Here is a 26,774-nt window from a genome sequence, read left to right as displayed (position 1 = left end):
GGAAAGCCCCGGCCGCGGCCGGGGCTTTCCGCGTGGGCTCAGGCGCCGATCAACCGCTCGACCAACGCGACGTACGCGGTCACCAGCTCGTCGCGGCTCAGCCGGCCGGCGGGGGAAAACCACTCGCGCACGCCGTTGAGCATGTCGAGTACCGCCATGGTCGTGAGGGCGACGTCGTCGATGCGGAAGACGCCGGCGGCGGCGCCTTCGGCGAGCGTGTCGCGGACGGCGTCGTGGTAGGCGGTCTGCAGCCGGATGCCCTCTTCCTGCTGTGCGGGGTCGAGCGCGTACCGGATGGGGTTGCCCACCAGCAGCTCCGGACGCCGGTCGTCGCTCAGTTCGAGGTGCCGGCGCACGGTCCGGCGGATGCGTTCGGCCGGTGGCAGCGAACGGTCCCGCAGCACCGGCACGGTCGCGGCGACGAAGTCGGTCATGAACCGCGACACGATGGCGTGCAGCACGTCCTGCTTGTTGGTGAAGTGGTGGTACATCGTCGACGACGAGATGCCGACGGCGTCCGCGATGTCCCGGATCGATGTGGCGCCGTAGCCGCGCTCGTGGAAGAGCTCGCTCGCGCGCCCGAGGATCAGGCCGCGCAGCGCGGGCCCGTCGTCGAGGCTCTTCTTCCTGGCCACGGCGCTCCTCTCGACCGGACGTGCAGAGCTGAGGGACGAACGTGCCGATCGTACGATCGCCACGTTGACGCGCCGAACACCGCGTGGCTAACCTGGGTGTCGATCAATCGATCGGCACGCGAGGGTGGGGCAAGGGTGGAACAGGACTGGTCGCCGCTTCCGCGGCCGGGCAGCCGAGTGGTGGTCACCGGAGCGGCCGGTGGGCTCGGGCAGGCGCTCGTCATGGCGTTGACCCAGGCGGAAACCCGGGTGGTCGGCATCGACCGGGTGGCACCTCCCACCGGAAACGCCGGCGACACCGAGCATCCGCCGGACCACCTCACCGCCGACCTGACCGACGAAACCGCCGCGGCCCAGGCCGTCGCCGAGGCGACTGAACGCCTCGGCGGTCTCGACGCCCTGATCGGCGCCGCCGGTGTGGTCGACACCGTGCACCGCGCCAGCACTTTCCCGCTCGGCGCGTTCAAGTCCGATGTGGACGCCAACCTCGTCGCGCAGTTCGTCGTCGCCCGGGCGGCGCACGCGGCGCTGAAGGAATCCCGCGGCGCGATCGTCTTCCTGTCGTCCGTCGCCGCCGAAGACGGGTTGCCCGGGCAGGCGGCGTACGCGGCGGCGAAGGCCGGAGTGCTCGGCCTGACCCGTTCGCTCGCCGCGGAGTGGGGAGGCGACGGCGTGCGCGTGAACGCGGTGGCGCCCGGCCTCTTCGCGACGCCCAAGGTCCTCGCCATGCCGGCGGCGGCGCGCGACCGGTTGCTCGCCGACGTGCCGATGGGCCGCGTCGCGACGCTCGGCGAAATCGTCGGCTCCGTGCTCTACCTGCTTTCCCCGGCCGCCGGGTACACCACGGGCCAGGCGCTGCGCCTCGACGGCGGCGCCGGGCTCACCCGCGGCGGCTTCTACCGCTGACCGCCAGGAGATCTCGCATGTCCCCCACCACCTTGCCCGCCATGCTGCTCGCCGTCGCCGAGAGACACGGGCCGAGCGAGGCCCTCGTCGACGGCGAACTCCGTCTCTCCCACGGCGAAATGGTCCGCCGCGCCGCCGTGGTCTCGACGCGGTTGCGTGAGCTCGGCGTCGAACCCGGCGACCGCGTCGCGATTCTGCTGCCCAACGGTTGGCAGTACGCCGTCGGCTACTTCGGCGTGCAGCTCGCGGGCGCCATCGCAGTACTCGTGAACACGCGCTTCACCCGCCCCGAGATCGACCACGTGCTCGGCGACAGCGAAGCGAAGCTCGTGCTCACCGACCGCGACCTGCCGGGTGCGCCGACCATCGACGCGGCCGTGCTCACGGCCGACACGGGCGAAACCGCCGACCCCGCCGCCCAGCCGGGCCGGCAGCGCGAGCCTGGCGACGTCGCGCACCTGCTGTACACGTCCGGCACCACCGGCCGGCCCAAGGGCGCGATGCAGACGCACGCCAACCTGATGTTCAACGCCGGTACCGTGCGCGACCGCCTCGGCGCCGCTCCCGGCGAACGCACCCTCGTCGCCGCGCCGATGTTCCACGCCACCGCGATCGTTTCGCAGTTCGTCGGGTTCCTCGCCAACGGGGCGTGCTGCGTGTTCGCGCCGGCGTTCAAGGCGGAGACGGTCGTGGCGCTCATCGCCGCCGAGCGCATCACGTTCTTCGCGGGCGTCGCGGCGATGCTGCGGCTCATCCTGCTGAAGGCGGACGATGCCGGAGCGGACCTCTCGTCGCTGCGGCTGTTCGTGATGGGCGGGTCGCCGGTGCCCGAGTCGTTCCCGGCGCAGGTCGCCGAGCAGTTGCCGGATCTGGTGCTGGGCAACGTCTGGGGCCTCACGGAAGCGACGTCGATCGTCACCTACACCGCGGGTGCCGAGTACAAGAGCCACGCGTGGAGCGTCGGGCCGGTCGTCGACGGCGTCGAGGTCGCGATCGCGCTGCCCGGCGAGCCGCCGCGCGATCTGCGGGACACCGTCGGCGAGCTGTGCGTGCGCGGGCCTGTGGTCGTCGCCGGTTACTGGGGCAACGCGCAGGCCACGGCCGAGACGTTCGTCGACGGCTGGCTGCACACGGGCGACGTGGGCTCGATCGACGCCGACGGATTCGTCCGCGTGCTCGACCGGCTCAAGGACATGATCATCCGCGGCGGCGAGAACATCTACAGCCTCGAGGTCGAGAGCGCGCTCGCGCAGCACCCCGACGTCGCCGAGGTCGCCGTGATCGGCGTGCCCGACCCGATCTTCGACGAACGCGTGCGCGCTGTCGTGGTGCCGCGGCCCGGGCACACGCCGTCCGAGGAGAGCCTGCGCGAGCACGCGGCGAAGCTCCTGGCGGACTACAAGGTGCCGGTGGAGTGGCGGTTCGTCACCGAGCTGCCGCGCAACCCGTCGGGCAAGGTCCTCAAGCGGGAGCTCGCGGATGCCGGCTGAGCACGTCGACATCGTGGTGATCGGCGCCGGGTTCAGCGGGCTCGGCGTCGCCGCGCGGCTCGACAAGGCGGGCTTCCGCTCGTTCCGCGTCCTCGAAGCCGCCGAAGACCTCGGCGGCACCTGGCGCGACAACACGTACCCCGGCTGTGGCTGCGACATCCCGGCGCCGCTGTATTCGTACTCGTTCGCGCAGAAACCCGACTGGACGAGGCTGTTCGCGGGCCAGCCGGAGATCCTGGAGTACCTGCACGATGTCGCGCGCCGGCGCAAGCTGCTCGACCGGCTGCGGTTCGGGCAGCGCGTCACGCGCGCTTCGTGGGACGAAGCGGCCGGGCGCTGGGACGTGACCACCGCGACGGGGGAGACCTACCGCGCGCGGTTCGTCGTGTCGGCCGTCGGCCCGTTGCACTTCCCGGCGGTGCCGGAGCTGCCGGGCGTGGAGTCGTTCCGCGGCGAGGTGTTCCACTCCGCGCGGTGGCGCCACGACGTCGACCTCACCGGCAAGCGTGTCGCGGTGATCGGCACGGGCGCGAGTGCGATCCAGTTCGTGCCGGCGATCGTCGACCGGGTTGCGGCGCTGACGGTGTTCCAGCGGACGCCGCCCTGGATCGTGCCGAAAGCCGACCGCGCGTTCGACGCCCGGCACAAGTTCTGGGCACGCTGGTTCCCGCCCTACCGCTGGTACGTGCGCGACCGGCTGTACTGGATCCACGAGAAGCGCGCCGTCGGGTTCGTCGCGGACCCCGCGGCGATGCAGCGCACCGCTGACCTCGCGCGGCGGTTGCTGCGCAAGCAGGTGCCGGACGAGGAGCTGCGCGCGCGGCTCACGCCGGACTACACGATCGGCTGCAAACGCCTGCTGATCTCCAGCACGTGGTACCCGGCGCTGTCGCGACCGCACGTCAGCGTGGTTTCCGGCGGGGTCGCTTCGGTGCAGCCGGACGCCGTCGTCTCCTCCGACGGGACGGCCGTCCCCGCCGACGTTCTCGTCTACGGCACGGGTTTCGACACCCAGCACACCATCCGCTTCGACGTCGTGGGCCGCGGCGGCCGCACCCTCGCCGACGCGTGGCGCGGCGGCAACCAGGCCTACCTCGGCACGACCGTCGCGGGGTTCCCCAACCTGTTCCTCATGGTCGGCCCGAACACGGGACTGGGGCACAACTCCCAGGTCTTCATGATCGAAGCGCAGGCGTCCTACGTGCTCGCCGCCCTGCGCCGCCTGCGCCGCTCGAAGTCGTTCGAGGTGCGCCCGGAGGTCCAGTCCGCCTTCAACGACTGGCTCGATTCGCGCCTGGCCCACACGGTCTGGCAGACGGGCGGCTGCCGCAGCTGGTACCAGGACCCGCGGTCGGGCCGCAACACCGTCCTGTGGCCCGCCGGCACCGTCGAGTTCTGGCGCCGGACGCGGCGCGTCCGGCTGGCGGACTACGTCGTCGAGCCCGCCTGAGTGCTGGGCTGAACTGAGCAATTCGAAACGGCGGCAGAACCTCCGCCGCACCTTTCACGTAGGTAGCGGGTGATCGTTACCACCTGGAGGTGTGTGTGCGGAAGCCTTTGACCGTCCTGGGGGTCGCGGCGCTCGTCGTGACAGGGCAGGGGTCGCGGAGCAGGACCTCGCCACCTACCGGGCGCAGTACGGGTTGCCACCGTGCACTTCGGACACCGGCTGCTTCCGCGAGGTGAACCACGAAGGTGCCGCGGGGCCCCTGCCGGTCAGCCAATTCGGCTGGAACCTGGAGGCCACGCTGGACGTCTCGATGGCGTCGGTGGCCTGCTCGTCGTGCCGGCTCCTCGTGGTCGAGGGGACAGCCCGAACTTCCCGGATCCGGCGGCCACGGAGGACACCGCGGTGCGGCTGGGCGCGAAGATCGTGACCAACAGCCATGGCGGACGCGAAAGCGGTGTCTCGCCGGCGTCGGCGAGCAGCTACCCCCACCCGGGTGTCACGACCGTCGTGTCGGCGGGCGACGCCGGCTACACCGCGGCGAGCTTTCCGGCCGTGCTGCCGGACGCGGTGGCCGTGGGCGGCACGACGCTCACGCGCGACTCGTCCGCGCGCGGCTTCGCCGAGTCGGCGTGGTCGCCCGGGGGCAGCGGCTGCTCGGCGTACGTCGCGAAACCCGCGTGGCAGCAGGATTCGCACTGTCGCAATCGGACGGTCGCCGACGTGGCGGCGGCCGCCGGGCAGCTGGCGATCCACTTCCCCGGCGCGGGCGGCTGGGGCACGGCCGACGGCACGAGCGCGTCGGCGCCGTTCGTCGCCGGCCTGATCGCGCGGGCCGGGCACGCGGGCACGACCACCGCCGCCACGCTGTACGCCGGTGCGGCGCACTTCTTCGACGTCACCGACGGCACCAACAACCGCCTTTGCGGCGGCGTCAAGGGCGGCGGCGATTACCTGTGCGTCGCCCGGCTACGACGCGCCGACGGGGGTGGGCACGCCCGACGGCCTGCCGGGCTCTGAGCGAAAAGAGCTGGCCGGAGGACGCCGGGGTCGGTAGTGTCGCCTCGACCGTGATTCGGCTCGAGGAGGTGGGACCCGTGTTCAGTTCATCGATGTGGGTGCTCCCCCTCGTGGTCGCGGTTGGGCGACAGGTGCCGCCGGGAGCGCCGTAAGGCATTCTCGAAAGGCGGCAGGCCATGTACTTCGCTTCTGAAACCTCGACGGACGGTGTCGTCGAACGCGACTTCACCGTCGGTGCGGTCCCCGGCGTCCTCTGGACGCCCGCGGCGGGCGCCGGCCCGCTGGTCCTGATGGGCCACGGCGGCGGCACGCACAAGAAGGCGCCGGCCATGACCGGTCGCGCGCAGCTCCTGCTGGCCGCGGGCTTCTCCGTGGCCGTGCTCGACGCACCCGGTCACGGCGACCGGCCCCGCACGGCCGACGACGACCGTGAGATCGCCGCGATGCAGCAGGCCATGGCGACGGGCGAGCCGGTCGGCCCGATCGTCGTCCGGTACAACGGCCTGCTCGCGGAGCAAGCCGTGCCGGAATACCGGGTGGCGCTCGACGCCCTGCTGGAGGAGGTTCCCGGCCCGGTCGGCTACTACGGCATCAACATGGGCACCGCGATCGGCGTGCCGCTGGTGGCCGCCGAACCCCGGATCACGGCCGCGGTGCTGGGCCAGTTCTGGCCGGAATCGCTGGTCGAGCTCGCCAAGCAGATCACCGTGCCGATCGAGTTCGACATCCAGTGGGACGACGAGCACATCCCGCGCGAATCCGCCCTCGCGTTGTTCGACGCCTTCGCCTCACCGGAGAAGACGTTGCACGCCAACGCGGGCAAGCACAAGTAGCTGCCGCGCTTCGAAGCCGACAGCGCGGTCCGGTTCTTCAGCCGCCACCTCCTCGCGCGGTGACGAGCCACGACCGCGAGCCGAACCACACACCGTCCGCGGTGTGGTGTGCGGCCATGACGGCCCGCAGCCGGTCGAAGGCGCGTTCGCGGTCGGCCCCGGCCAGCTGATCGAGCACGTCTCGCGTCAGGCGTAGCGGCAGCACGGCCTCGACGGCGGCGTCGGGGTCCGGGCCGTACCAGATCGGCTCGGACAGGTCGGTGACGCCGACGCCGATGAACCCCGCCGTGGTCAACAACTCCGTGACCACGGCGGGGTCACCCAGCGAGAACGCGCTCTCGTCCCCGGCCACGGGCGCGCCGTCGGCCAGCGCGCGGCGGATCTCCGTCACCCACTCCTGCCGGGCCGAGCCCTGCCAGACCAGCTGCACGAACCGCGCACCAGGCCGCACCGCGCGGCCGATGTTCGCGAACGCCGCCGCCGGATCGGCGAAGAACATCGTGCCGTATCGGCTGAACGCCAGGGTGAACCGCGCGGGTGGGAACGGGTGCACCTGCGCGTCCGCCCGCACGAAGCTCGCGTTGGCCGGGGCGTCGCGCCGGGCCACCGCCAGCCGCTCGGGCGAAACGTCGACACCGACCGCGCTGCCCCTGGTCGCGAGCCGGGCGACCTCCCGGGTCGTCGTGCCGCTGCCGCAGCCGATGTCGAGCACCACGTCGTCCGGGCCGACGGCCAGGGCTTCCCGCAGCCGCGGCTGGTAGCGCCGCATTTCGCCGTCGTAGTCGAACCCGCACGCCATCGCGCCATCACACCGGACGCCCGCCCCGGGGACAACCCCGGCGAGATGCGGCGGCCGAAAACCGCAGGTAGATTCCGGTTCGTGATCTTGCGGGAAGTCGCTCATGCGTGAGGACGAGGTCCTCGCCCAGCATCACCACGCCCCTGGCCGCGCCGGCGTTCCCGCGCGGGCCGTACCGGTTCACCGAGCCGGAGTACCTGAACATCACGTACCGGACGGATCCGGTGGCGCTGCGGGCGCTCGTGCCTGAGCCGCTGGTGGTCGACGAGCCGCTGGTCCGGTTCGAGGTGCTGCGCATGCCCGACGTGACCGGGCTCGGCGACTGCACCGAATCCGGCCAGGTCGCGCTGGTCCGCCACGGCGACGAGGCCGGCGAGGTCACTCTCGGCATGGACGTCGACAGCCCGCCCGCCATCGCGAGCGGCCGCGAGGTCGCGGCGTACCCGAAGAAGCTCGGCAAGCCGCGACTGTACACCGCTTCCGACACGCTCGTCGGCGCTCTCCACTACGGTTCGATCCGGGTCGCGCCGGCCACGATGGGCTATTAGCACCGCGCGCTCGACGAGGAGCGGGCGCGCGCCGAGCTGACCGCGCCCTCGTTCATGCTCAAGATCGTGCCCGGCTACGACGGCAGCCCCCGCATCTGCGAACTGGCCCGGAGCCGGATCAGCGACGTGACGATCAAGGGGGCGTGGACCGGGCCCGCACGCCTGCACCCCGTGCCCCACGCGGTCGCGCCGCCGGCCGACCTGCCGGTGCTCGAGATCGTGTCGGCGAGCCACCTGCTCACCGACCTCACGCTCGGCCGAGCCGCGGCCGTCCACGACTACCTGGCTCGAGGGGAACGCGATGAAGGTGACGGTCGTCGGCGGCGGGGTCATCGGCGTGTCCGGGGCGGGTCTCATGGCCGCGCGCGGGCTGGACGTGACGATCAGCGATCCGGCGCCGGGCATCCAGGACACCGTGGGCGTCGGGCTCGCGGAGCCGGCACCGGCGTTGCGGGAGCTGGGCCTGCCCGCCGACAACCTCACCGTGAGCTTCGAACCCGACCTCGCCACGGCCGTCGCCGAAGCCGATGTGGTCCAGGAGAACGGCCCGGTGGGGAAAACGGGATGGGCCGCTACCACGGCAAGTACTCGATCGACACGTCCACCGACCTGAAGGCGGTGCTCGACAAGCCGCTGAGCTGACGAACGGTGGGATCACCCGCGGGCGGTTACCATCTCCGATCATGAGCCACCCAGGGGGCCAGCAGTCGCAGCAGGGAGTTCCGCAGGGCTACCCGCAGCAAAGCTCTCCGCAGCAGCCGGGTTCGCCGCAGGGCTTCCCGCAGCAGGGGCAGCCGCAGCGACCGGCGTACCAGGCCGGGTCACCGCAGGGTTTCGCCCAGCCGGGCCACCCGCAGCCGGGTTCGCCCCGGGGGTTCGCCCGGCCCGGACGGCCGGGTCACCCAGCGCAGCCGGGTGAGCCTCAGTGGGGCGCGCCCGCACAGCAGTATTCCCAGCAGCAGGGTTTCCCGCCGCAGCAGCGCCCGGCGGCCGGCCCGCTCACCCTGGCCGGCTGGGCCGCGGCCCCGGCGATCCTGGGTGTCGTCCTGGAGCTCGTCGCGCTGTTCGCCCTGCCGTGGATCACCTTCACCAACGGCAGCCAGTCGGTGACGATGTCGTTCCTCGACCTGTTCAAGCGCGTCAGCGAGGTCGGTGCGGACGGGTTCGCCGCGGCCTACGTGCACTTCCTGGCGTTCATCATCACAGCCGCCACCGCGGTCTCCGTACTGCCGTGGACGCTCGGGGGGCTGCGCGCGAAGCGCTCGGCCTTCCTGCTCAGCGGGATCCGCAGCCGCGACCTCACGCGCGCGAACTTCTGGTGGTACCGCGCGGTGTTCGGCGGCCGCGCGACCGTGATGCTCGTGCTGCACCTCGCCGGCATCGCGACGATGTACTGGGGCAGCTTCTCGCAGCTCGGGATCGGCCCGATCCTGCTCGTCGCCGGTGCCGTGCTCGTGGTCGCCGGTGCTGCCGTGGGCCCGCGCCGGGGTCCAGCGATGCCCTGACGGGCCACAGTGGACATCCGCCGCACCGGCCGAAGCTCACCGGGAGCGAGCAGCTGCCGGTGGCGGCGCGCTCAGGCCTGCCCTGCTGGCAGATCTGCGGGTTCGAGCACCAGTGTGGTGTGCTGCCCGCTGAGGCCTTCGTTCATCACGAGCGCACACGCCACGACCCTGCCCGTCCAGACGGCCGACACCGGCAGGTCCGGACGGGGCAGCACGCTGTACAGGTGGGGTGTGAAGGTGTTGCCCCCGTTGCCACCGGTTGACGCGTGGACGTGGTTCATGTAGCGGATGCCGGTGGTGCGATCGAACAGCACCGGGTGCCGGAAGGCTTCGCTCATGTCGAACCCGCGGCGCTTCTTCTCCGGCCGGGTGTCGGTGAACTCGGTCACTTCGACGACGTGTCCCACGGGGATCGGTGCGGGGTAGTTCACCGCGATCGTGCGATTCACGCACTCCACCCTAATCGCGCGCGGCCGTTTCGCTGACGGGAAAATTTCGGTCCACAATGGGCGGATCCTACGTCTGGTTCCGCCACTTCGTCCGGAATCGGGCCGTCATTTCTCCCGAAGTTCAGCCGTTGCTCATCAACTCCCCGTCCTGCGGCTCACTCGGACGGGTGAGTGTTGCGGAGGCTCCCACTCCCGAAAGGACCTTGATGAGCGAGAACGAAGAGCAGGGCAACGGCTTCACGCGCAGACGGCTGCTGGGTTCCGCCGCGGCCGCGGGCGGGCTCGCCGCCGCGGCCATGGCCCTGCCTGCCAACGTCCGCAAGGCGATCGCGGCCCCCGCACCGAAGAACGGCCGGATCTCCGACGTCAAGCACGTCGTGATGCTGATGCAGGAGAACCGCAGCTTCGACCACTACTACGGCACGCTCTCGGGCGTCCGCGGGTTCGGTGACCCGAACGTCGCGCGCCAGGCCGACGGCCGCTCGGTCTTCTACCAGAAGGACCCCAACAACCCCGACGGTTACCTGCTGCCCTACCACCTCGACACGAAGTCGACCGCCGCGCAGGCCATCCCGTCGACGAGCCACGAGTGGGCTGTGCAGCACCAGGCCTGGAACGGTGGCAAGAACGACAACTGGCTGCCCGCCCACATGGCCGCCGATGGCGTGATCAACGGCCAGTACACCATGGGTTACTTCACGCGCGAGGACATCCCGTTCCAGTACGCGCTGGCCGACGCGTTCACGATCCTCGACTCCTACCACTGCTCGGTGCTCGGCCCCACAGGCCCGAACCGGCACATGTGGATGGCCGGGACCATCGACCCGAACGGCGTCGCGGGTGGCCCGTCGCTCACCACCAGCGCGCCCAACGGCCAGTACTCGTTCAAGACCTACCCCGAGCGCCTCACCGAGGCCGGCGTGAGCTGGAAGATCTACCACGCACCCGGCTCGACCACAGGGCTCGCGTCGATCTCGCACATCGCCCAGTACTTCAACGCGAAGCCGGGCGACGACCTGTTCGAGAAGGCGATGAACCCGCAGCCGCTCGGCCAGTTCGAGTACGACGCGGCTCACGACCAGCTGCCCACCGTCAGCTGGATCCTGCCGCCCAGCGCCTACGACGAGCACCCGGCCAACCTGCCGGCCGCGGGCGCGACGTTCGTCGCCGGCAAGATCGACGCCATCGCGGCCAACCCCGATGTGTGGGCCAAGACGGTGTTCATCCTGTCCTACGACGAGAACGACGGCCTGTTCGACCACGTCGTGCCGCCGACCCCGAAGCCCGGTACCCCGGACGAGTTCGTGTTCAAGACGTCGGTGACGGGCGTTGACGGCGGCGGCCTGCCCGTCGGGCTCGGGTTCCGCGTGCCGTGCATCATCGTGTCGCCGTGGACGGTGGGCGGCTGGGTGTGCTCGGAGACCTCCGACCACACGTCGCAGCTGCGGCTGCTGGAGCGCGTGACCGGGGTGAGCGAGCCGAACATCAGCGACTGGCGCCGCCGCACCGTGGGCGACCTCACGTCCGCGTTCCGCTTCAACGACGCCAGCAAGCGGGCGCCCGTGCTGCCCGACACCCAGGGCCAGTACAACCTGGCGCAGTTCGAGGTGAGCCAGTTCAAGCTGCCGGCCATCCCGACCGACAAGCAGACCTTCCCCCGCCAGGAGCCCGGCCACCGGCCGAAGACCTCCTGACCTGCCGGGCCGGGGCTCGTCCGTCCATTCGCGACGGACGGGCTCCGGCCTCGTGTGGCCGGAATCGAGGCGCGTCCGCGCGGATGTCGCTGATAGACTGGCGGACGCACGTGATCACGAGGGACAGGGAGCTGACCACCGCGATGGTGGCCGAGGACGACATCTCCGGGTGAGCCCGGCGACGACAGCGGTGCGCTCGTACGCGACACCGCACTTCGTCATGTCCTCCTCCAACAGCCCCTGCACTCTTCCGGGCTGCCCCCGTGCGCCCGCATCGCGTCTGTGAGTTCCGCCATGTCCAAAGCTTCTGTCGTCTGCACCGGCCTGTCCTTCTCCTGGCCGGACGGCACCTCGGTGTTCGACGACCTGTCCTTCACGCTCGCGTCGGGCCGCACCGGGCTGGTCGCGCCCAACGGCGCCGGCAAGAGCACGCTGCTCAAGCTCGTCGCCGGGGAACTGCGCCCGCAGGCCGGTTCCGTGACCGTCGACGGCCTGCTCGGCTACCTGCCCCAGACGCTGCCGCTCGCCGGTGAGCCCCCCGTGGCCGACGTGCTGGAGATCGCGCCGATCGTGCGCGCGCTGGCCGCCATCGAGGCCGGCGACGCGAGCGAAGAGCACTTCACCGCCGTCGGCGCCGACTGGGACATCGAGGAGCGCGCCCGTGCCGAGCTCGACCGGCTCGGGCTCGGCGACGTCACGCTCGCCCGCCGCCTCGACAGCCTCAGCGGTGGCCAGATCGTGTCGCTCGGTCTCGCCGCCCAGCTGCTCAAGCAGCCCGACGTGCTGCTGCTCGACGAGCCGACCAACAACCTCGACCGTGACGCCCGCCGGCGCCTGCAGGCCGTGCTCGGGGACTGGAAGGGCGCGTTGCTGCTGGTCAGCCACGACCGTGATCTGCTCGACCGGATGGACCGCATCGCGGAGCTCGACCACGGCTCGCTGCGGCTGTTCGGCGGCAGCTTCACCGAGTACGAGGCGGCGAAGCAGGCCGCTCGCGAGGTCGCGGAGAAGAACGTGCGCGCGGCGGAGCAGGAGCTCAAGCGCGAGAAGCGCGAGCTTCAGCAAGCGCGTGAACGCGCGGCCCGGCGCGCGTCCACGGGCGCCCGCACCGGCAGCGACATCCCGCGCATCGCGCTCGGCAACATCAAGCGGCGGGCGGAGACGGCAGCGGGCAAGGCCGGCGACATGCACGCGCAGCGCCTCGACGCCGCCAAGGCCCGCTACGACGAGGCCGGCCGCGCCGCGCGTGAGGACGACACGATCGTGCTGTCGCTGCCCGGTACGGCCGTGCCCGCCGGGCGCACGGTGTTTCACGGCGAGCGCCTGCGGGTGCGGGAGCTGTTCGCCGGCGAGGGCGTGACGCTGGCGATCCGCGGGCCGGAGCGGATCGCCCTCATCGGCGCCAACGGAGTTGGCAAGTCGACACTGCTGCGGCTCGTCGCGGGACAGCTCGAGCCCGACAGCGGCCTGCTGACCAGGGCCGACGGTCGCGTCGCCTACCTGTCGCAGCGGCTCGACCTGCTCGACGACAACCGCACGGTGGCGGAGAACCTGCGCGCGGCCGCACCGCAGCTCGCTGAGGCCGACCGGATGAACCTGCTCGCGCGGTTCCTCTTCCGCGGGCCGCGGGCGCACCTGCCGGTCGGCGTGCTCTCGGGCGGCGAGCGGCTGCGGGCGACGCTCGTGTGCGTGCTGTGCGCCGAGCCCGCGCCGCAGCTGCTGCTGCTCGACGAACCCACGAACAACCTGGACCTGGCGAGCGTCGAGCAGCTGGTGAGCGCGCTGAACGCGTACCAGGGCGCGTTCGTGGTGGTGAGCCACGACGACCGGTTCCTCGCGGAGATCGGGGTGCGCCGCTGGCTGACGCTGGCCGGCGGCACGCTCGCCGAATCGGGGCCGCCGCCGGGTTTCTGACAAATGTCATGGGCGAGGGATGCACCGGCTCCCTGCCGTGGGCCGGGGCGCTCGCCCAGCATGGGTGGAGCACAAGGGGAGACTTCCACTCAGTCCGGAAAGGACAGTCATGAACGCCGGCTCCGCCACTGTGTCCCCCGAAGACCTCAACCACCCCCGCAGCGGACGTGCAACCGCATGGAGGCGCTGCGCGTCGCCGACGAGCGCGGCTGGCTGTAGGGACCCCATCGCGTGGGTACCCCACGACGGGGAGAGGTGCGGATCGCTCGCCGGGGACAGCCTGGACTCGTCAGGACAACTGCGACGAGAGAGGCAGAAACCGATGACTGACATGAAGATCATCGCCGTGGTGGGGGCAACCGGGTCGCAGGGCGGCGGTCTGGCGCGCGCGATCCTCGACGACGCCGGCGGGCCGTTCGCCCTTCGCGCCGTGACCCGCGACGCCGGCTCGGCGGCGGCGAAGGAACCGGCTGCCGCGGCGCTTCCGTGGTGGAGGCGGATCTGGACGACGAGCGGAGCGTGCTTCGGGCGTTCGCCGGCGCGTACGGGCTCTCGTGGTCACGAACTTCTGGGCCCAGCGCACGCCGGAAGACGAAGCGGCGCGCACGCGGGCGCAGATGGAGCTGGACCGCGGCGGTCGCCGCCCGCGCGGCGAAGGCGGCCGGACTGGAGCACGTGGTCTGGTCCACGTTGGACGACACGCGCCCGCACTTCGAGCACCAGGGCACCGAGCTGCCGACGCTGCTCGGCGAGTACAAGGTCCCGCACTTCGACGCCAAGAGCGAGGCGAGCCGGTTCTTCACCGAGCTGGGCGTGCCGACGACGTTTCTGGAGACGACCTTCTACTACGAGTCGTTCCTCGCCGGCCAGGGCCCGCACCGCGGCACCGACGGCAAGCGCGCGCTGACCAACCCGATGGCGACTCGGTGATGGCGCTGGTGGCGGCCGAAGACATCGGCCGCACCGCCTACGGCATCTTCCTGGCGGGCCCGGCCTACATCGGCCGCACCGTCGGCCTCGCCGGGCGCACCACACGGGCCCGGAACTGGCGGCGCTGTTCACGAAGGCCCTGGGTGAAGAAGTCGTCTACCGGCCGTTGACCCACGACGAGACCCGCGCGGGCAGCTACCCGGGCGCCGTCGAGATCGGCAACATGTACCAGTTCTACGCCGACGCCGCGGACTCGTTCATCGAGTCGCGCGACCTCGAGCGCGTCCGCCGGCTCAACCCGCGGCTGAAGCCGCTGGAGGAGTGGTTGCAGGAACACAAGTCCGAGATCCCGCTGGACTGAACCGCTCACCGGGACCGGCCGGACTTTCCGCGGCCGGTCCCGCTCGGGCCGTGCCACGATGGGTCGCATGGCGCCTCCCGATCAGGTCCCGGCGAACGACTACGACACCTTGGCCGAGGGGTACTCCGCCGAAAACGAGACCAGTCTCCAGAACGCGTACTACGAACGGCCCGCCACACTGGCTCTCGCGGGAGACGTGGCCGGTCGCCGGATCCTCGACGCGGGCTGCGGTGCCGGCCCGCTGTTCGCCCTGTTGCGCGATCGCGGCGCCGCCGTGACCGGCATCGACGCAAGCGCCGGGATGCTGGCGCAGGCGCGGCAGCGGCTCGGCCCCGACGCGGACCTGCGGGTCGCCGACCTGGCCGGCCCGCTGCCGTTCACCGATGCCACGTTCGACGACGTGATCGCGTCCCTGGTGCTGCACTACTTCGAGGACTGGGGACCGACGCTGACCGAATTGCACCGCGTGCTGAAGCCGGGCGGCCGGCTCATCGTGTCGGTCGACCACCCCTACGCGGTCCACATGATCCAGCGCGATCAAGGGCAGCAGACCAACTACTTCGCGACCTACGAGTGGACCGAGGAGTGGGTGTTCGGCGGCCCGCCCGTGCGTATGAGCGTCTGGAACCGCCCGCTGCACGCGATGACCGACGCCTTCACCGCGGCCGGGTTCCGGATCTCCGCCATCAGCGAGCCCCCGCCGCTGCCGGAAGTCCGTGAGCTGTTCCCCGACGGGTACCGCGCACTGACGACGAACCCGAGCTTCCTGTTCTTCGTCGTGCACGCGGACTGACCGGGGTCAATCCCAGGTCGCCGTCGCCGGGTCGACGCCGTGGGCTTCGGCGTTGGCGTTGATGGCGTCGCGGAGCCAGGAGGCCAGGTCGGGGGCCAGCTTGCCGTAGTACTCGGCGAAGCCTTCCTCCGGTGAGGAGAGCAGGCGACCGAGGCAGACGTGGCGGGCGTGGGGGCAGTCGAAGTACACGGCCATGGTGGCGCGGTGGCGTTCGGCGAGAGCGTTGGCCTCGGGGGAGCCCGGCGTGATGCCGGCGGTGCGGGCCGTGGCGAGGTCGCTGTTGAGCTGCTCGACTTCGGCCGCGATCTTCTCCCAGTCGGCTGGGCTCATGGTGGCGGCACGTTCGGCGTATTGGGCCCATTGCGGGCTGTCGCCCCAGCGGTCTTCGGCTTCGCCGGCCCACTCGGGGTGCCAGTCGGAGCCGAAGATCTCCACCTGCTGCTCGGGGGTCAGCTGCAGCCCCGACTTCGTGGCCGCGAGCATCGTGTCCACGGCGGACACCATCGTCTGCAGCCGCTCGATGCGCTCCACGAGTTCGGTGCGCTGCCGATGCAGGTGGGCGTGGGCGTCGACGGCCGGGTCGTCGAGGAGCCGGCCGATCTGGGCGAGCGGGAAGCCGAGCTCGCGGTACACGAGGACCCGGTGTACTCGGGCGACGTCGTCACCCGAGTACACCCGGTACCCCGCGCACGTGCGTTCGCTCGGCCGCACGAGCCCGATCGCGTCCCAGTGGTGCAGCGTTTTCACGCTGACGCCGACGAGCGCGGCCGCCCGGCCGACCGTCAAGCCTTCGCTCATCGGGCCAGTGTGGCCTCAGCCGCGCGGGACGTCGATACCGACGGCGCGCAGCTGCGCGGCCTGCTCGCTGTCCGGGTCGATCGGCCGCGCGGCTGTCATGACAACCCGCGTGTGCTCGGGCGTCACGATCGTCAGCTCGACGGAGTTCCACGGCTTCTCCTCCGGCCCGCTTGTGCAGCCGGGCCGGAGCTCCTCACACCGCTTGCCGATCTCGTCGATCTGGTTCGGCACGCATGAGAAGCTGATGCTCAGCGCGGACGGTTCGGCGGGTTCGCCGGGCACGAGCAGGACGTCCTGGAAGGCCCAGCGCCGCAGGTGCGTGATCCGGCCGGGGATGGAGAACAGGTCGATGAACCCGAGGCCGTTCAGCCAGAACTCCTTGGACTCCTCGAGGTCGGCGGTCGGGACCAGGGGGAACATCGGCATGCCGTAGATCTCCCGGTAGGGCTCGGGAGCCAAGGCGTCGAGGGCGGGCAGCGGGACGGGACTGGTGTATTCGGTCACGTCCTCGATGCTCAACCCTCCTGTCGCGGCAGGGTCAAGGCTTCAGCAGGACCCGGATCGGGTTGCCCTCGTGCTCGCGCAGCCGCCGCACGCCGTCGGCGGCCTCTTCCAGCGGCAGGACGGCGCTGATCGAGCCCGACACGTCGAGCCGGCCGCGGGCGACGAGCTCCACCAGGTCGACCAGGTGCGACATCCGGTATCCGAGGTGGCCGACGACCGTGTGGCGGCCCCGCACGAAGTTCATCTCCGCGCCCAGCGTCAGCTTGTCGGGCGACATGCCGACGAGTGCGAGGCGCCCGCGGTGGCCCAGCGCGCGGTCGGCCTGCGCGATGCTCGACGCGCGGCCCACGCAGTCGAACGCGACGTCGAGGCCGTGACCGTCGGTGATCTCGGCGAGCCGCTCCGGGGTCGCGTCGTCGAGGGGGTCGAGGACGAAGTCGGCGCCGAGGCCCAGCGCCCGTTCGCGCGCGGCGGGCAGTGGATCGAGCGCGACGATCGGCGACGCGCCGCTGATCCGCGTCAGCTGCACCAGGTGCGTCCCGAGGCCGCCGAGGCCCCAGATGCCCACGGATTCCGCCACGCGCAGGCCGACCGTGTCGAGGGCGCCGTACGGGGTTGACACCGCGTCGGCCAGCACGGCGGCCTGCTCCAGCGGCACGTGCTCCGGCACGCCGACGAGCGTGGTCGCCGGCGTGACCACGTACTCGGCCCACGCGCCGTCGTAGTCGAACGCCATGATCTCGAGGCGCTCGCACGCGTCGATCCCGCCACCGTGGCGGCACTCGCGGCACGACCCGCACGGCCGCCCCGCGGCGACGACCACGCGGTCACCGGGCGCCCAGAAGTCCACCTCGTCGCCGACGGCGGCCACCGTGCCTGCCGTCTCATGCCCGGGCGTGATCACGGGCAACCGCGGCGTGAAGTGCCCGTCGAGCTGCGTCAGGTCCGAATGGCAGATCCCACACGCGGCGACCCGCACCACGACCTCGCCGCGACCGGGCGCCGGCACGGGCACCGTCTCCACGGTCAGCGCCTTCGTCTCCGCGTCGAACCGCGCCGCCCGCATCGTGGCCGGAAGCCCGCCCATGGGAAACCCCTCCTCGTCTCAAGGCTTTCCCGGACCCTAACGACGGGTTCCCGCGAAGATCAACGGATGTGGGCCGTCCGTACCGGCAGCCGTGCCTGGCATCGTCCTCCGTGGACTACTCGAGCGCGGCGGTGAGCTCGAGGTGGATCCCGTCGGGGTCGTCGATCGACAGGATCGCGATGCCGAAGGCCGGCAGGTCCCGCAGCTTGCCGTGGCTCACGTCGGTGCCGTCGAGGCGTTCGGCCGCTTCGCGCAGTTCGGCCATGGAGCCGAGCCGGAAGCTCACGTGGTCCAGGCCCACGCGTTCGGACTCGAACCGGTCGGCGGGGTCGGCGACCGGGCGCAGGCCGAGGATCAGGGAGTCGTTGCCCAGCACGACGCCGCCGTAGAGCGCGTCGGGATCCTCGCGCACGGCCGGGTCCCGCGGGCTGCCCGGAGACTCGGCGACGACCCGGAAGCCGAGCACGTCCTGGTAGAAGGCGCGCGAGCATTCGAGGTCGGTCACGGTGAGCCGGAGGTGGTGGACGCCGCCGAGGGCGTTGACGATCGCCATGGTGGCCGCCTTCCGCTTCGGGTCCGCCACCCCGGCGGCGGCGGGTGCCTGAATCGACGCTAAGCCGGTCGCGAAAGCGCGGGAACCGTCCGGATCCGACGAGTTCTTTACCGCTCCCCACGTCGGCGAGGTCGTCGGCTACGCGGACCTGCTCGATCCGCACTGGGCGCGTCGCGCCGGTGCGCGATTCGCAGTGGCTCAGGGCTTCGGAGCCGTTGCCCGTTCCGGAGTGACCGCGGCCCACCGCGCCGCGAGGTGCCGGCGCAACCCGCGGCGGTAGCGGCGGTAGGTGTGCGCGGCCATGAGGCCGATCAGCCCGAACACGATCCCGCCGCCGATGTCGGCGTGGGCGGACGAGCCGGTGAACACCAGGTTCGTCGGGCCGGGAAGAAGGACTGCACAGCGATGGCCAGGGACACGATGGCGACGACCGGCACGAAGCCGGGGCCCTTGAGCCCGGCTCCGCCGTGCATGGCCGTGGTGCCGGCGCGCACGTCGATTTCGGCGCAGCTGCGGCTCTGCGCGGCCACCGGCGCGGCCCGCTCGGCCCGGACGACGACCAGCTCCAGGCCCTGCTCCGGGTCCCGCAGTTCCAGCAGCCACTGCCGCTGCTCGCCCGCCAGCCGGAGCACGGGCTGGTCGCCGGCGCGGCCGAGCCGGCCGTGGACGAGTTCGTGGTACGTCATCGCCGGCCCCGGCCGCTCGGCCCACCGAGCTTCCCGGCGGCGCCGCGCACGACGCGGTCGGGCTGGACCAGCAGCCACCCGTCGGTCAGCCGGACCGCGACCTCCGTGCGGGCGGACGCCAGGTCCCGGCCCAGCGGCCGGCTGAACACGACTCGCGCGAGCCGGCCGCAGCCGTACGCCGCCATCACCGCGACTGGCGCCGCGACGAGCGCGCGCCGCCGGTGCGCCGTCCCCAGCGCGGATTCGATCGCCCCGGAGGCCGGCAGCTCCAGCCCGAGCAGCACCCCCGCCCACCCGAGCACCGTCGCCCACACCGACGGCCGCCGGTGGAACGCGACCAGGAAGCCCCGCACGAGGACCGCGTAGGGGCTCAACGCGCGCAGCACCGCTGCGGCCCCCAGCGTGGGCGGCGCCGCGGTCGGCCCGGGAACGCTCGGCGGTGTCGCCCACGCCCAACCCAGCGCCGCGAACGCCACCCCGAGCCCACCAGCAGCAGCACGGCCGCGCTCAGCCACCGCACCGGCATTCCTGTCGTCTTGGGCAGTGCTTCCAGCACCACGACACGTCGCACGCCCGACCGGGTGAGCCGGATCGTCCATAGTGGACATTTACGTCAGATAGAGGCATTCGGCCGCCGTTCATCCCACCGTCATCGGATAACGGCAGGTCGTAGCCGCGCGATCACCAGCGGTCAAAGAGTGCGCATCCCGATGTGATCCGGCGGAGATGTCGGAATAGCCGGGTCCCGTTCGTCGTAGAGGTGTGGTGGCTGCCGACTGAGGGAGAGAGCTGTGACGAACAGGCTGGAAGCCGAACCCAGCGCCGGCGTGTCCGCTGGGGGCGGGCAGCTGAAGCTGGTGCTCGTGCTGGGGGCGTTGGTCGCGCTCGGCCCGCTGTCCATCGACATGTACCTGCCCGCGCTGCCGCGCATCGCGCAGGACCTCGTGACGTCCGAGTCCACCATCGAGCTCACGCTGACCGGCACGGTCCTCGGACTGGGTCTCGGGCAGCTGCTGGTGGGGCCGCTGTCCGACGCGGTCGGCCGGCGGATCCCGCTGGTTACGGGGACGTTGATCCACGTCGCCGCGTCGCTGCTGTGCCTGGTGGCGCCCAACGTCGAACTGCTGACCGCTGCGCGCGTGCTGCAGGGCCTCGGCGCGTCGGCGGGGGCTGTGCTGGCGCTGGCCGTGGTGCGCGACCTCTACACCGACCGCGGGGCGGCCAGGTTGCTGTCGCGGCTGATCCTCGTGATGGGCGTGTCGCCGGTGCTCGCGCCGACGATCGGCAGCGCCCTGCTGAACTGGACCGAGTGGCGTGGCGTGTTCGTGGCGCTCGCCGTGATCGGCGCGGCCAGCGCGCTCGCCGCGGCGCTGCTGCTGCCCGAGACACTGCCGAAGGCGCGGCGCCAGCCGTGGCAGGCCAAGGCGACGCTGAGCTCCTACCGCGGGCTGCTCACGGACCGCTCGTTCGTCGGCCTCGTGATCGTCGCGGGGCTCGCGATGGCCGGGCTGTTCGCGTTCGTCAGCGGTGGTTCGTTCGTGTTCCAGCAGCAGTTCGGGCTCGACCAGCAGCAGTTCGGCCTGCTCTTCGGCGCCAGCGCGATCTGGCTGATCGCCGCGACGCAGATCAACGCGCGCCTGATGAACCACTACGAACCCGCGCAGGTGCTGCTCGTCGCGAGCGTCGCGGCCGGAGTTTCCGCCGCGATCCTGGTCGTCACGGCCGTCACCGGGTTCGGCGGCATGTTCGGCGTGGCGGTGCCGGTGTGGGTCGTGCTGTTCTTCGCCGGCCTGATCCTGCCCAACGCGCCCGCCGTCGCCCTCGACGCCCACGGCGAAGCCGCCGGTACCGCGGCGTCCCTGCTGGGCGCCGTCCAGTTCGGCATCGGCGCGGCGATCTCGCCCGTCGTCGGTTTCCTGGGCAACAACGCGGCCGCCATGGCCATCGTCATGTTCGGCGGCCTCGTGCTCGCCGGCGTCGTGCTGTGGACCGTCGCGCGCCCGTGGCAGGTACCAGTCCCGGCCGGCACCGCCGAGCCGGCCGGCGCCCCCGAGCCACAGCCGGTGGCCTGCGCCGAAGCGGGCTGACGCGTCACACGCCCAGCAGCGCGAGCCGGGCCGGGTCGGCGATGATGTTGATCTCGGCGATCCGCCCGCCCCGCACGGTGGGGCACCACAGGGCGGCGCGTTCGCCGTCGACGAAGGTCAGGATCGCGGCCGCGCCGTTGACGAGCACCGGCCGCCCCGTGGCGCCCGTCTGCTGGAAGAGCACGGCTTGGCTCGCCACCTGGGCGGCGCCGCGGACCAGGCGCGAGGCGTCGCCCGCGTCGGCGCGCAGGACGACGTCCGGGTCGAGCACGGCGACGAGCGCGTCGAAGTCGCCGGAACGGGAAGCGGCGAGGAAGGCGTCGATCACGGCGCGCTGGGCGGGCAGGTCGGCGTCGGACAGCGTCGCGCCGCGGACGCGCCGGCGCGCGCGGCTGGCGAGCTGTGTCGTGGTGGCGGGGGAGCGGCCGACGATCGGGGCGATGTCGGCGAACGGCACCCCGAACATGTCGTGCAACACGAACGCCAGCCGTTCCGCGGGCGCCAGCGTCTCCAGCACCACGAGCAGCGCCAGGCCGATCGAGTCGGCGAGCACCGCCTCGGCGGCGGGATCCTGCTCCGGATCCGCGACCACGGCGTCCGGCACGTGCGTCTCGAGCGGCTCCTCGCGCCGGGACTTCCGTGAGCGCAGCACGTCGAGGCACACGCGGCTGACGACCGTGGTCAGCCAGCCGCCCAGATTCGCTACGTCCGCGGTGTCCGTGCGGGCGAGGCGCAGCCACGCCTCCTGCACGGCGTCGTCGGCCTCGGTCAGCGAGCCCAGCATGCGGTAGGCGACCCCGCGCAGGTGCTCGCGGTGCGCTTCGAACTGCTCGACCAGGAATCGTTCCACTGTCAGGTTCCTCCGTCGCGATCCGTCAGAGCGTTGACGAACCACGGACGAAGGATGTGACAGACCATGACCGACTTCCAGGCCGTCGCGGACCGCGTCGAGATCGGCGCGCTGTGCGCGGAGTTCACCGACGCGGGGATGATGGCCGACTTCGACCGCCTCGCGGCGCTGTTCACCGACGAGGGCACCCTGCGGATCCCCGCCGCGAACATCGAGCTCGGCAGCCGCGCCGAGATCCGCCGCGGCATCGAAGGCGCGCGTGACCTCTGGGAGTACTTCCTGCAGACCACGCACCCCGGGTCGATCCGGCTCGACGGGGACACCGCCACCGGCCGCGCGTACATCGTCGAGTTCGGGCGCCTGCGCGACGGCAGCTCACACCTGAACCAGTCCGTGTACCACGACCGGTACCGGCGTACCCCGGACGGCTGGAAGTTCACCGAGCGCGTGTACGAGATGCACTACGTCGACACGGCGCCGCTCACCGGCGAGGCCTCATCCGTCAAGGGTGAGTCCTAGACCGTCGAGCGTTCTCCGGAGTGGGCGATGACGGCCCAGATCACCAGGATGTCCATGGCGATCACGATGAGTCCCCACGCAGGGGCGGCGGACAGGAACGCGAGGTGTGCCAGCGCGTTGAACCCGGCCAGCACGACGACCACGACCTTCGCCCAGCCCGCTCCGGAGAACAACGCCGTGCCGGCCGCCGCCGCGAGTACGCCGACGATCAGGTGCAGCCAGCCCCAGCCCGTGAGGTTCAGCACGAGGTAACCACCCGGCGCCGCGACGTAGTAGTCGTTCCTGAACAGTGCCACCAGGCCCATGATGATGTTGAAGAACCCGGCGAGGATCGCGATCGTGCCGGCGAACGCGAGCCACCCGGTCGACCCGGTGGTGGTCACCATGCCCGGCGGCCGCGCCGAGTCCATCGCCTTCTGATCCGGTCCCTGCATGCGGATGTAGTCGGACATCGGTCCCGCCTCTCGTCGGTTCACCGTCGCCCCAACGGTGAACCTTCGGGGGGCGGGGTTCCTCGCCTCCCCGGGATGAGGTGCGGCGGCGTGTTGCCAGGACCGGCTCGATCGCCGTCGCCGACGCGGCTCACCGCTCGACGAACGTGACCGTTTCGCCGAGCGGCGCCCGCCCGGTGCGCGGCTGAGCGGCTTCGGGGTCTTCGAACCCGATCGACATGCCGCAGAACAGGACGAGCGCGCCGGGCGGCGACACGATTTCCGCGACGGTCCGGTGGAACTTCGCCCACGTCATCTGCGGGCAGCTGTGCAGTCCTTCGGCACGCAGCAGCAGCAGCACGGTCTGCAGGAACATCCCGGCATCGGCGCCATCGGCACCGGTGACCTGACCGTGTTGGCCGAGGTCGCGCTGACCCTGGCCGGCGAACTGCCCTGGGCCGCCGGCGATCTCGACCCGCTGGCCATCAGCCCCGGCGATGCGCTCGCCTTCATCTCCAGCAACGCCGCCACGCTCGCCGAAGCCGTGCTGGCCTGGCACGACCTCACCCGCCTGCTGTCCGCGAGCCACGTCGTGACGGCCCTGACCTTCGTCGCCCTCGGCGGCTCCGCGGAGGCGTACTCCGCGCGGGTCCACGCCGCTCGCCCGCACCCCGGCGCCGTTGCGTGTGCCGCCGCCTTGCGCCGGTTGCTGCTCACCGACGACGAGGCCGTCGAGGGCCGTCGCATCCAGGACCCGTTCGGCCTGCGCGCTTTCCCCCAGGTCCAGAGCCCCGCCCTCGACGCCGCCGCCTGGGTGCAGCGCGTGCTGGACATCGACATCAACGCCGCGGCCGAGAACCCGTTGATCGACGTGGAGACCGAGCAGGCCTACCACCACGGCCAGTTCTCGACCGCCCAGGTGGCGCTGGCGTTCGACCACCTGCGCGCCGCTCTGCACCACGTCGCCGAGCTGTCGACGGCGCGCCTGGGGGACCTCGTGGAGCCGGTCTTGAGCGGGTTGTCCCCGTTCTTGAGCCAGGGCCCCGCGGGGAGCTCGGGGATCATGATCCTGGAGTACGTCGCCCATGACGCCCTCGGCACCCTGCGTCACGCCGCCGCCCCGGTCACCCTCGGCACGGCGGTCATCTCGCGCGGCCTCGAGGACCACGCGAGCTTCTCCACGCACGCCGTCCGCAGCACCGTCGCGGCCACGGCCGCCTACCGAACCGTGCTGGCCTGCGAACTGCTCGGCGCGATCCGCGCCCTGCGGCTCTCCGGCCTGGCCCTGCCGGACACCCCGCTGCGCGAGGCGTTCCGGCTCGCCGAGGGGGCGCTGCCCTACCTCGCCGAGGACCACCCGCTGAGCACGGAAATCGCCCAGGCGGAACGGTTGCTGGATCGACTGGCGGTGTTGTGATTCGCGCGGACGTCGAGGCCGCCGTCGCCGAGGCGGACGGACGTGCGGTCTTCGAACTGGCCGGCGCCGTCGGCGAAGTCCCTTTCTTCGCCGCCGTCGCCCGCGCCTTGCCCCTGGATCCACCCCTCGGTCCGCAGGGTGACGATCGATGGGCAAGGCAGTTCTGTGCCACGTGTGCCGTGCCGCGTGATTCGCTGGGACTCCGGCAAGATGGCCGGATGACTTCGGCGTTCGAGGACGGGCTTGCGGCGCGCGCGGACCGGCTCGCCCTCGGGCCCGCCCGCGTCGAGAGCGGCCACGACCGCGGGCGGTTCACGCCGAAGCCGTTCCCGGTGAAGACAGCTGTTGGAGCTGCCCGTCGGCGCCACCCCGCGCATCAACCCCGCGCATCAGGAGTGCGCGGCGCCGGCTGGTGACGCCCTGGGCCCGCTATCGCGTCACCTTCGCCGAAGTGCAGCGCTCGAACCGGGGCGTGTCCCGCGGCCGCGGCGCGAGACTTCGCCCCTTCGACGACACCGTGCCCGGCTGCGTCGACTTCTGGGGGGCTACCGGAAACCAGCGGGGCCCCTGCCCCTGGTGGCCACAGCATTCCCGTGCAGCGCGGCCCGCACGCGAGCCAGCTGATGGCCACCTCAGCCCGGCAGCACGCGCCCCAGCCAGCTCGCCACGGCCGTGTGCAGGTCGGCCGCCCGCGGGCTCAGGTTGAGGTCGTGGCCCGAGGTCGGCAGGACGAACGCGTCGAGTGAGCGCGCCGAGGAATAGTACGGGCCTTCGTCGGCCAGGATGCCGCGCACCGTGCACGTGGCGGCGACGAAGCCGCAGAAGTACTTGTCGCGCGCGCCCATCGCGATGAGCACCGGCGCGGTGATGCGGTTCGAGTACGCCGTGAGGATCGCGATGCCGATCGCGTCGGGCGCCTGCGCCAGCGCGAACGCGTCCTTGGTCTGCTCGTCGACCTCGACGACCTCCGGGTCGACGACGCCGGGCGCGTGGAAGGCCTCGTACCGGCGGCCGGTCGCGGTGGTCAGCTGCGTGAGGTCGTAGCCGGTGCGCGTGAAGCCGGGGTCCAGGGGCGCGGGCACGAGGTCGGTGGTGAACAGTTCCGCGGTATCCAGAAGGTTCACCCGGTGCTCGTCGCCGGACACGAGCAGCGCGTCGACGTCGCCGTACGTGGCGGCTTCGAGCACGTCGATCGACGAGCCGAGTGAGTGCCCGGCGAGCGCGACCCGCCCGAACTCGCCGCGCATCCGCTGCACGACTCGGTGCACGGCGGCGGCCTCGACGGTCGACGTCAGCAGTGGGCCCGGGTTCTTGCTGCTGCGGCCCGTGCCGAGCAGGTCGAGGTTCATCGTCGCGTAGCCGGCTCGGTTCATTGCGCGGGTGAAGGAGTACCGGTCGGGCTGGTACGGGAAATCCCAGTACGTCGAGTTGTAGGTGGCCCCGGGGGTCAGCACCAGCACGGTCCGCGCGCCCCCGGGCACGCACAGGGTGCCGTGCACGACCCCGCCGGCGAGCGCTTCGGGGACGGGCAGGTCGAGGTCCCGGCACGAGGTCTGCGAAGCGGCCGAAGCCGGGACCGCGAACGACGACAGCACGAGGACGAGCACAGCGGCGACGAGGGCCGGCGCGCGTGAAGGCATGGCGCACTCCAGGAATGTGTCCGAAAAGGATAGTCGACGTAAGAAGTCACTGACCTTGACCGTAGAGACGGATTTCCCCGGAGATGAGCACGCCGGCCGAAGTCCGCCCGTCCGGGGAAACCGCTCGGGACGCACCCGTGCCCGAACGTCACCGCGCGCGTCCGCGTCCTTGAGATGACCTGGGGCGATGGCTAGCCTGAGCCCAACTCGTGTCACGCGTAGGGCCTGCGGTGGTCGCGGTGCGGCGCTCGGGAACACCGCCGAAGAGGAAGAAACCGGGCATGGAACTGCAGCCGAAGCGGCCCTCGGACGAAGGGGTCGGCTGACATGTTCACCGGCGACGTGTGGTTCGACGTGGTCGCGAACGGTCAGGAACCCTCGCGCCTGCGCGTGAACCTGGTGCGCTTCGCGCCCGGTGCCCGCACCGCGTGGCACTCGCACACCGTGGGGCAGACCCTGCACGTGGCCGAAGGGCGCGGGCTCGTCCAGTCGCGCGGTGGTGAGGTCGTGGAACTGCGTGCGGGCGACACCGTCCACACGCCGCCGGGTGAGTGGCACTGGCACGGCGCAGCCCCGGGGAACTTCATGTCGCACCTCGCGATGTGGGAAGCCCCGCGTGCGGGTGGCGGCCCCGAGTCCGAGTGGGGCGACCTGGTGACCGACGAGGAGTACCGCTCGAGGTGAGCGGCAGAGCCGACGGGGCACGCAGCGGCACCGCGGACACGACACCGCCGCGCCCGGCCATCAGCCGCCGCGAACGGCACCGCAGGCACGATCCGACGGCCCCGGGGCTTCGCGCTGGGCGCGTCAGCCCGGCCTCGGGCTGGCGGGTCTGCTGACGGTGCTCCCGGTGGCGGTGCTGCTCGCGATCGGCGCGG

General features: G+C 71.8%; 30 protein-coding genes and 3 pseudogenes. 19 read left to right on the top strand and 14 right to left on the bottom strand.

The features are described from left to right. Positions 1 to 38: 38 nt before the first annotated feature. Positions 39 to 635 (bottom strand): TetR/AcrR family transcriptional regulator, encoded by a 597-nt coding sequence (locus I6J71_RS37145; protein WP_204091127.1) that lies wholly within the window; start codon positions 633 to 635, stop codon positions 39 to 41. A gap of 135 nt (positions 636 to 770) precedes the next feature. On the opposite strand from I6J71_RS37145, the gene I6J71_RS37140 reads away from it, so the two are divergent. The 5 genes from I6J71_RS37140 to I6J71_RS37120 all read left to right on the top strand — a co-directional run bounded on the left by I6J71_RS37140 (position 771) and on the right by I6J71_RS37120 (position 6,331). Further along, positions 771 to 1,541: an SDR family NAD(P)-dependent oxidoreductase gene (locus I6J71_RS37140; RefSeq protein ID WP_204091126.1), complete on the top strand. Its 771-nt coding sequence runs from the start codon at positions 771 to 773 to the stop codon at positions 1,539 to 1,541. 17 nt (positions 1,542 to 1,558) lie between these two features. Beyond that, a complete protein-coding gene (locus I6J71_RS37135) occupies positions 1,559 to 3,031 on the top strand; it encodes a class I adenylate-forming enzyme family protein (RefSeq protein WP_204091125.1) in 1,473 nt (490 codons plus the stop codon). After that, on the top strand, positions 3,021 to 4,481 hold the full coding sequence (locus I6J71_RS37130) for an NAD(P)/FAD-dependent oxidoreductase (RefSeq protein ID WP_204091124.1): 1,461 nt from the start codon (positions 3,021 to 3,023) through the stop codon (positions 4,479 to 4,481). The genes I6J71_RS37135 and I6J71_RS37130 overlap by 11 nt, the downstream gene beginning before the upstream one ends. Positions 4,482 to 4,814: 333 nt before the next feature. Then, positions 4,815 to 5,498 carry a S8 family serine peptidase gene (locus tag I6J71_RS37125; protein WP_204091123.1) on the top strand — a complete coding sequence of 228 codons (684 nt, stop codon included), beginning with the start codon at positions 4,815 to 4,817 and terminating at the stop codon, positions 5,496 to 5,498. Between the two features lie 176 nt (positions 5,499 to 5,674). Beyond that, the gene (locus tag I6J71_RS37120) at positions 5,675 to 6,331 is read left to right on the top strand and encodes an alpha/beta hydrolase (RefSeq protein ID WP_204091122.1); all 657 of its coding nucleotides are present in this window, start codon (positions 5,675 to 5,677) and stop codon (positions 6,329 to 6,331) included. Between the two features lie 37 nt (positions 6,332 to 6,368). On the opposite strand, the gene I6J71_RS37115 is transcribed toward I6J71_RS37120, so the two are convergent. Then, complete coding sequence (locus tag I6J71_RS37115) at positions 6,369 to 7,130, bottom strand: class I SAM-dependent methyltransferase (protein ID WP_204091121.1); 762 nt, start codon at positions 7,128 to 7,130, stop codon at positions 6,369 to 6,371. Between the two features lie 107 nt (positions 7,131 to 7,237). Here I6J71_RS37115 and I6J71_RS37110 point away from each other — a divergent pair. The 3 genes and pseudogenes from I6J71_RS37110 to I6J71_RS50200 form a co-directional block, all read left to right on the top strand. After that, positions 7,238 to 7,903, top strand: a pseudogene (locus I6J71_RS37110) (acetoacetate decarboxylase); the annotation flags it as partial. 76 nt (positions 7,904 to 7,979) lie between these two features. Beyond that, positions 7,980 to 8,291, top strand: coding sequence for a 3-hydroxyacyl-CoA dehydrogenase NAD-binding domain-containing protein (locus I6J71_RS37105; RefSeq protein WP_204097422.1), 312 nt, complete (start codon positions 7,980 to 7,982; stop codon positions 8,289 to 8,291). Positions 8,292 to 8,361: 70 nt separating this feature from the next. Continuing rightward, positions 8,362 to 9,183: a hypothetical protein gene (locus tag I6J71_RS50200; RefSeq protein ID WP_204091120.1), complete on the top strand. Its 822-nt coding sequence runs from the start codon at positions 8,362 to 8,364 to the stop codon at positions 9,181 to 9,183. A gap of 71 nt (positions 9,184 to 9,254) precedes the next feature. Here I6J71_RS50200 and I6J71_RS37095 read toward each other — a convergent pair whose 3' ends face one another. Next, on the bottom strand, positions 9,255 to 9,632 hold the full coding sequence (locus I6J71_RS37095) for a hypothetical protein (protein ID WP_204091119.1): 378 nt from the start codon (positions 9,630 to 9,632) through the stop codon (positions 9,255 to 9,257). A 206-nt stretch (positions 9,633 to 9,838) separates the two neighbouring features. Here I6J71_RS37095 and I6J71_RS37090 point away from each other — a divergent pair, with 206 nt between their 5' ends. From I6J71_RS37090 to I6J71_RS37065, 7 genes and pseudogenes are all read left to right on the top strand, one after another. Further along, on the top strand, positions 9,839 to 11,326 hold the full coding sequence (locus I6J71_RS37090) for an alkaline phosphatase family protein (protein ID WP_204091118.1): 1,488 nt from the start codon (positions 9,839 to 9,841) through the stop codon (positions 11,324 to 11,326). A 294-nt stretch (positions 11,327 to 11,620) separates the two neighbouring features. Continuing rightward, positions 11,621 to 13,240, top strand: a complete 1,620-nt coding sequence (locus I6J71_RS37085) for an ABC-F family ATP-binding cassette domain-containing protein (RefSeq protein ID WP_204091117.1) — start codon at positions 11,621 to 11,623, stop codon at positions 13,238 to 13,240. Between the two features lie 19 nt (positions 13,241 to 13,259). Continuing rightward, positions 13,260 to 13,652: pseudogene (locus I6J71_RS51370) on the top strand (hypothetical protein); the annotation flags it as partial. 77 nt (positions 13,653 to 13,729) lie between these two features. Further along, positions 13,730 to 14,170, top strand: coding sequence for an NmrA family NAD(P)-binding protein (locus tag I6J71_RS37080; protein WP_204091116.1), 441 nt, complete (start codon positions 13,730 to 13,732; stop codon positions 14,168 to 14,170). Continuing rightward, a complete protein-coding gene (locus tag I6J71_RS37075; protein ID WP_204091115.1) occupies positions 14,167 to 14,340 on the top strand; it encodes a hypothetical protein in 174 nt (57 codons plus the stop codon). The genes I6J71_RS37080 and I6J71_RS37075 overlap by 4 nt, the downstream gene beginning before the upstream one ends. After that, positions 14,337 to 14,531 carry a hypothetical protein gene (locus tag I6J71_RS37070; protein ID WP_204091114.1) on the top strand — a complete coding sequence of 65 codons (195 nt, stop codon included), beginning with the start codon at positions 14,337 to 14,339 and terminating at the stop codon, positions 14,529 to 14,531. Before I6J71_RS37075 ends, I6J71_RS37070 begins: the two co-directional genes overlap by 4 nt. A 67-nt stretch (positions 14,532 to 14,598) precedes the next feature. After that, positions 14,599 to 15,324, top strand: a complete 726-nt coding sequence (locus tag I6J71_RS37065) for a class I SAM-dependent methyltransferase (RefSeq protein WP_204091113.1) — start codon at positions 14,599 to 14,601, stop codon at positions 15,322 to 15,324. Positions 15,325 to 15,330: 6 nt separating this feature from the next. Here I6J71_RS37065 and I6J71_RS37060 read toward each other — a convergent pair whose 3' ends face one another. The 7 genes from I6J71_RS37060 to I6J71_RS37035 all read right to left on the bottom strand — a co-directional run bounded on the left by I6J71_RS37060 (position 15,331) and on the right by I6J71_RS37035 (position 19,467). Continuing rightward, positions 15,331 to 16,122 (bottom strand): MerR family transcriptional regulator, encoded by a 792-nt coding sequence (locus I6J71_RS37060; RefSeq protein WP_204091112.1) that lies wholly within the window; start codon positions 16,120 to 16,122, stop codon positions 15,331 to 15,333. Positions 16,123 to 16,137: 15 nt separating this feature from the next. Further along, entirely contained in the window at positions 16,138 to 16,626 is a 489-nt protein-coding gene (locus I6J71_RS37055) for a VOC family protein (protein WP_204091111.1), read from the bottom strand. 34 nt (positions 16,627 to 16,660) lie between these two features. Continuing rightward, a complete protein-coding gene (locus I6J71_RS37050; RefSeq protein WP_239154129.1) occupies positions 16,661 to 17,713 on the bottom strand; it encodes a zinc-binding dehydrogenase in 1,053 nt (350 codons plus the stop codon). 115 nt (positions 17,714 to 17,828) lie between these two features. Next, positions 17,829 to 18,266: a VOC family protein gene (locus tag I6J71_RS37045; RefSeq protein WP_204091110.1), complete on the bottom strand. Its 438-nt coding sequence runs from the start codon at positions 18,264 to 18,266 to the stop codon at positions 17,829 to 17,831. Between the two features lie 198 nt (positions 18,267 to 18,464). Further along, positions 18,465 to 18,590 (bottom strand): hypothetical protein, encoded by a 126-nt coding sequence (locus I6J71_RS50020; protein ID WP_255570459.1) that lies wholly within the window; start codon positions 18,588 to 18,590, stop codon positions 18,465 to 18,467. Next, positions 18,578 to 18,952 carry a hypothetical protein gene (locus tag I6J71_RS37040; RefSeq protein ID WP_204091109.1) on the bottom strand — a complete coding sequence of 125 codons (375 nt, stop codon included), beginning with the start codon at positions 18,950 to 18,952 and terminating at the stop codon, positions 18,578 to 18,580. The genes I6J71_RS50020 and I6J71_RS37040 overlap by 13 nt, the downstream gene beginning before the upstream one ends. Then, a complete protein-coding gene (locus I6J71_RS37035) occupies positions 18,949 to 19,467 on the bottom strand; it encodes a hypothetical protein (protein WP_204091108.1) in 519 nt (172 codons plus the stop codon). The genes I6J71_RS37040 and I6J71_RS37035 overlap by 4 nt, the downstream gene beginning before the upstream one ends. A 276-nt stretch (positions 19,468 to 19,743) precedes the next feature. Here I6J71_RS37035 and I6J71_RS37030 point away from each other — a divergent pair, with 276 nt between their 5' ends. Then, complete coding sequence (locus I6J71_RS37030) at positions 19,744 to 21,039, top strand: multidrug effflux MFS transporter (protein ID WP_239154128.1); 1,296 nt, start codon at positions 19,744 to 19,746, stop codon at positions 21,037 to 21,039. A 4-nt stretch (positions 21,040 to 21,043) separates the two neighbouring features. On the opposite strand, the gene I6J71_RS37025 is transcribed toward I6J71_RS37030, so the two are convergent. Further along, complete coding sequence (locus tag I6J71_RS37025) at positions 21,044 to 21,895, bottom strand: sigma-70 family RNA polymerase sigma factor (protein WP_204097419.1); 852 nt, start codon at positions 21,893 to 21,895, stop codon at positions 21,044 to 21,046. A gap of 60 nt (positions 21,896 to 21,955) precedes the next feature. Between I6J71_RS37025 and I6J71_RS37020 the strand changes: the two genes are divergently transcribed. Next, positions 21,956 to 22,408, top strand: coding sequence for a nuclear transport factor 2 family protein (locus tag I6J71_RS37020; RefSeq protein ID WP_204091107.1), 453 nt, complete (start codon positions 21,956 to 21,958; stop codon positions 22,406 to 22,408). On the opposite strand, the gene I6J71_RS37015 is transcribed toward I6J71_RS37020, so the two are convergent. Both I6J71_RS37015 and I6J71_RS49305 read right to left on the bottom strand, forming a co-directional pair. Continuing rightward, a complete protein-coding gene (locus I6J71_RS37015) occupies positions 22,405 to 22,818 on the bottom strand; it encodes a hypothetical protein (RefSeq protein WP_370542244.1) in 414 nt (137 codons plus the stop codon). The two genes, I6J71_RS37020 and I6J71_RS37015, sit on opposite strands and share 4 nt — an antisense overlap. A 172-nt stretch (positions 22,819 to 22,990) precedes the next feature. Beyond that, on the bottom strand, positions 22,991 to 23,215 hold the full coding sequence (locus I6J71_RS49305; protein WP_370542022.1) for a hypothetical protein: 225 nt from the start codon (positions 23,213 to 23,215) through the stop codon (positions 22,991 to 22,993). 6 nt (positions 23,216 to 23,221) lie between these two features. Here I6J71_RS49305 and I6J71_RS37010 point away from each other — a divergent pair. After that, positions 23,222 to 24,256, top strand: a pseudogene (locus I6J71_RS37010) (aromatic amino acid ammonia-lyase); the annotation flags it as partial. Positions 24,257 to 24,888: 632 nt separating this feature from the next. Here the strand turns inward: I6J71_RS37010 and I6J71_RS37005 are convergent. Then, positions 24,889 to 25,896 (bottom strand): alpha/beta fold hydrolase, encoded by a 1,008-nt coding sequence (locus I6J71_RS37005; RefSeq protein WP_239154127.1) that lies wholly within the window; start codon positions 25,894 to 25,896, stop codon positions 24,889 to 24,891. A 327-nt stretch (positions 25,897 to 26,223) separates the two neighbouring features. Here I6J71_RS37005 and I6J71_RS37000 point away from each other — a divergent pair, with 327 nt between their 5' ends. Then, the gene (locus I6J71_RS37000; RefSeq protein WP_204091105.1) at positions 26,224 to 26,580 is read left to right on the top strand and encodes a cupin domain-containing protein; all 357 of its coding nucleotides are present in this window, start codon (positions 26,224 to 26,226) and stop codon (positions 26,578 to 26,580) included. Positions 26,581 to 26,774 lie beyond the last annotated feature (194 nt).

The sequence above is a fragment of the Amycolatopsis sp. FDAARGOS 1241 genome, assembly GCF_016889705.1.
Taxonomy (GTDB): Bacteria; Actinomycetota; Actinomycetes; order Mycobacteriales; family Pseudonocardiaceae; genus Amycolatopsis.
The sequence above is the reverse complement of the archived record's forward strand: the minus strand, read 5'-3'. Positions and strand labels throughout refer to the sequence as shown.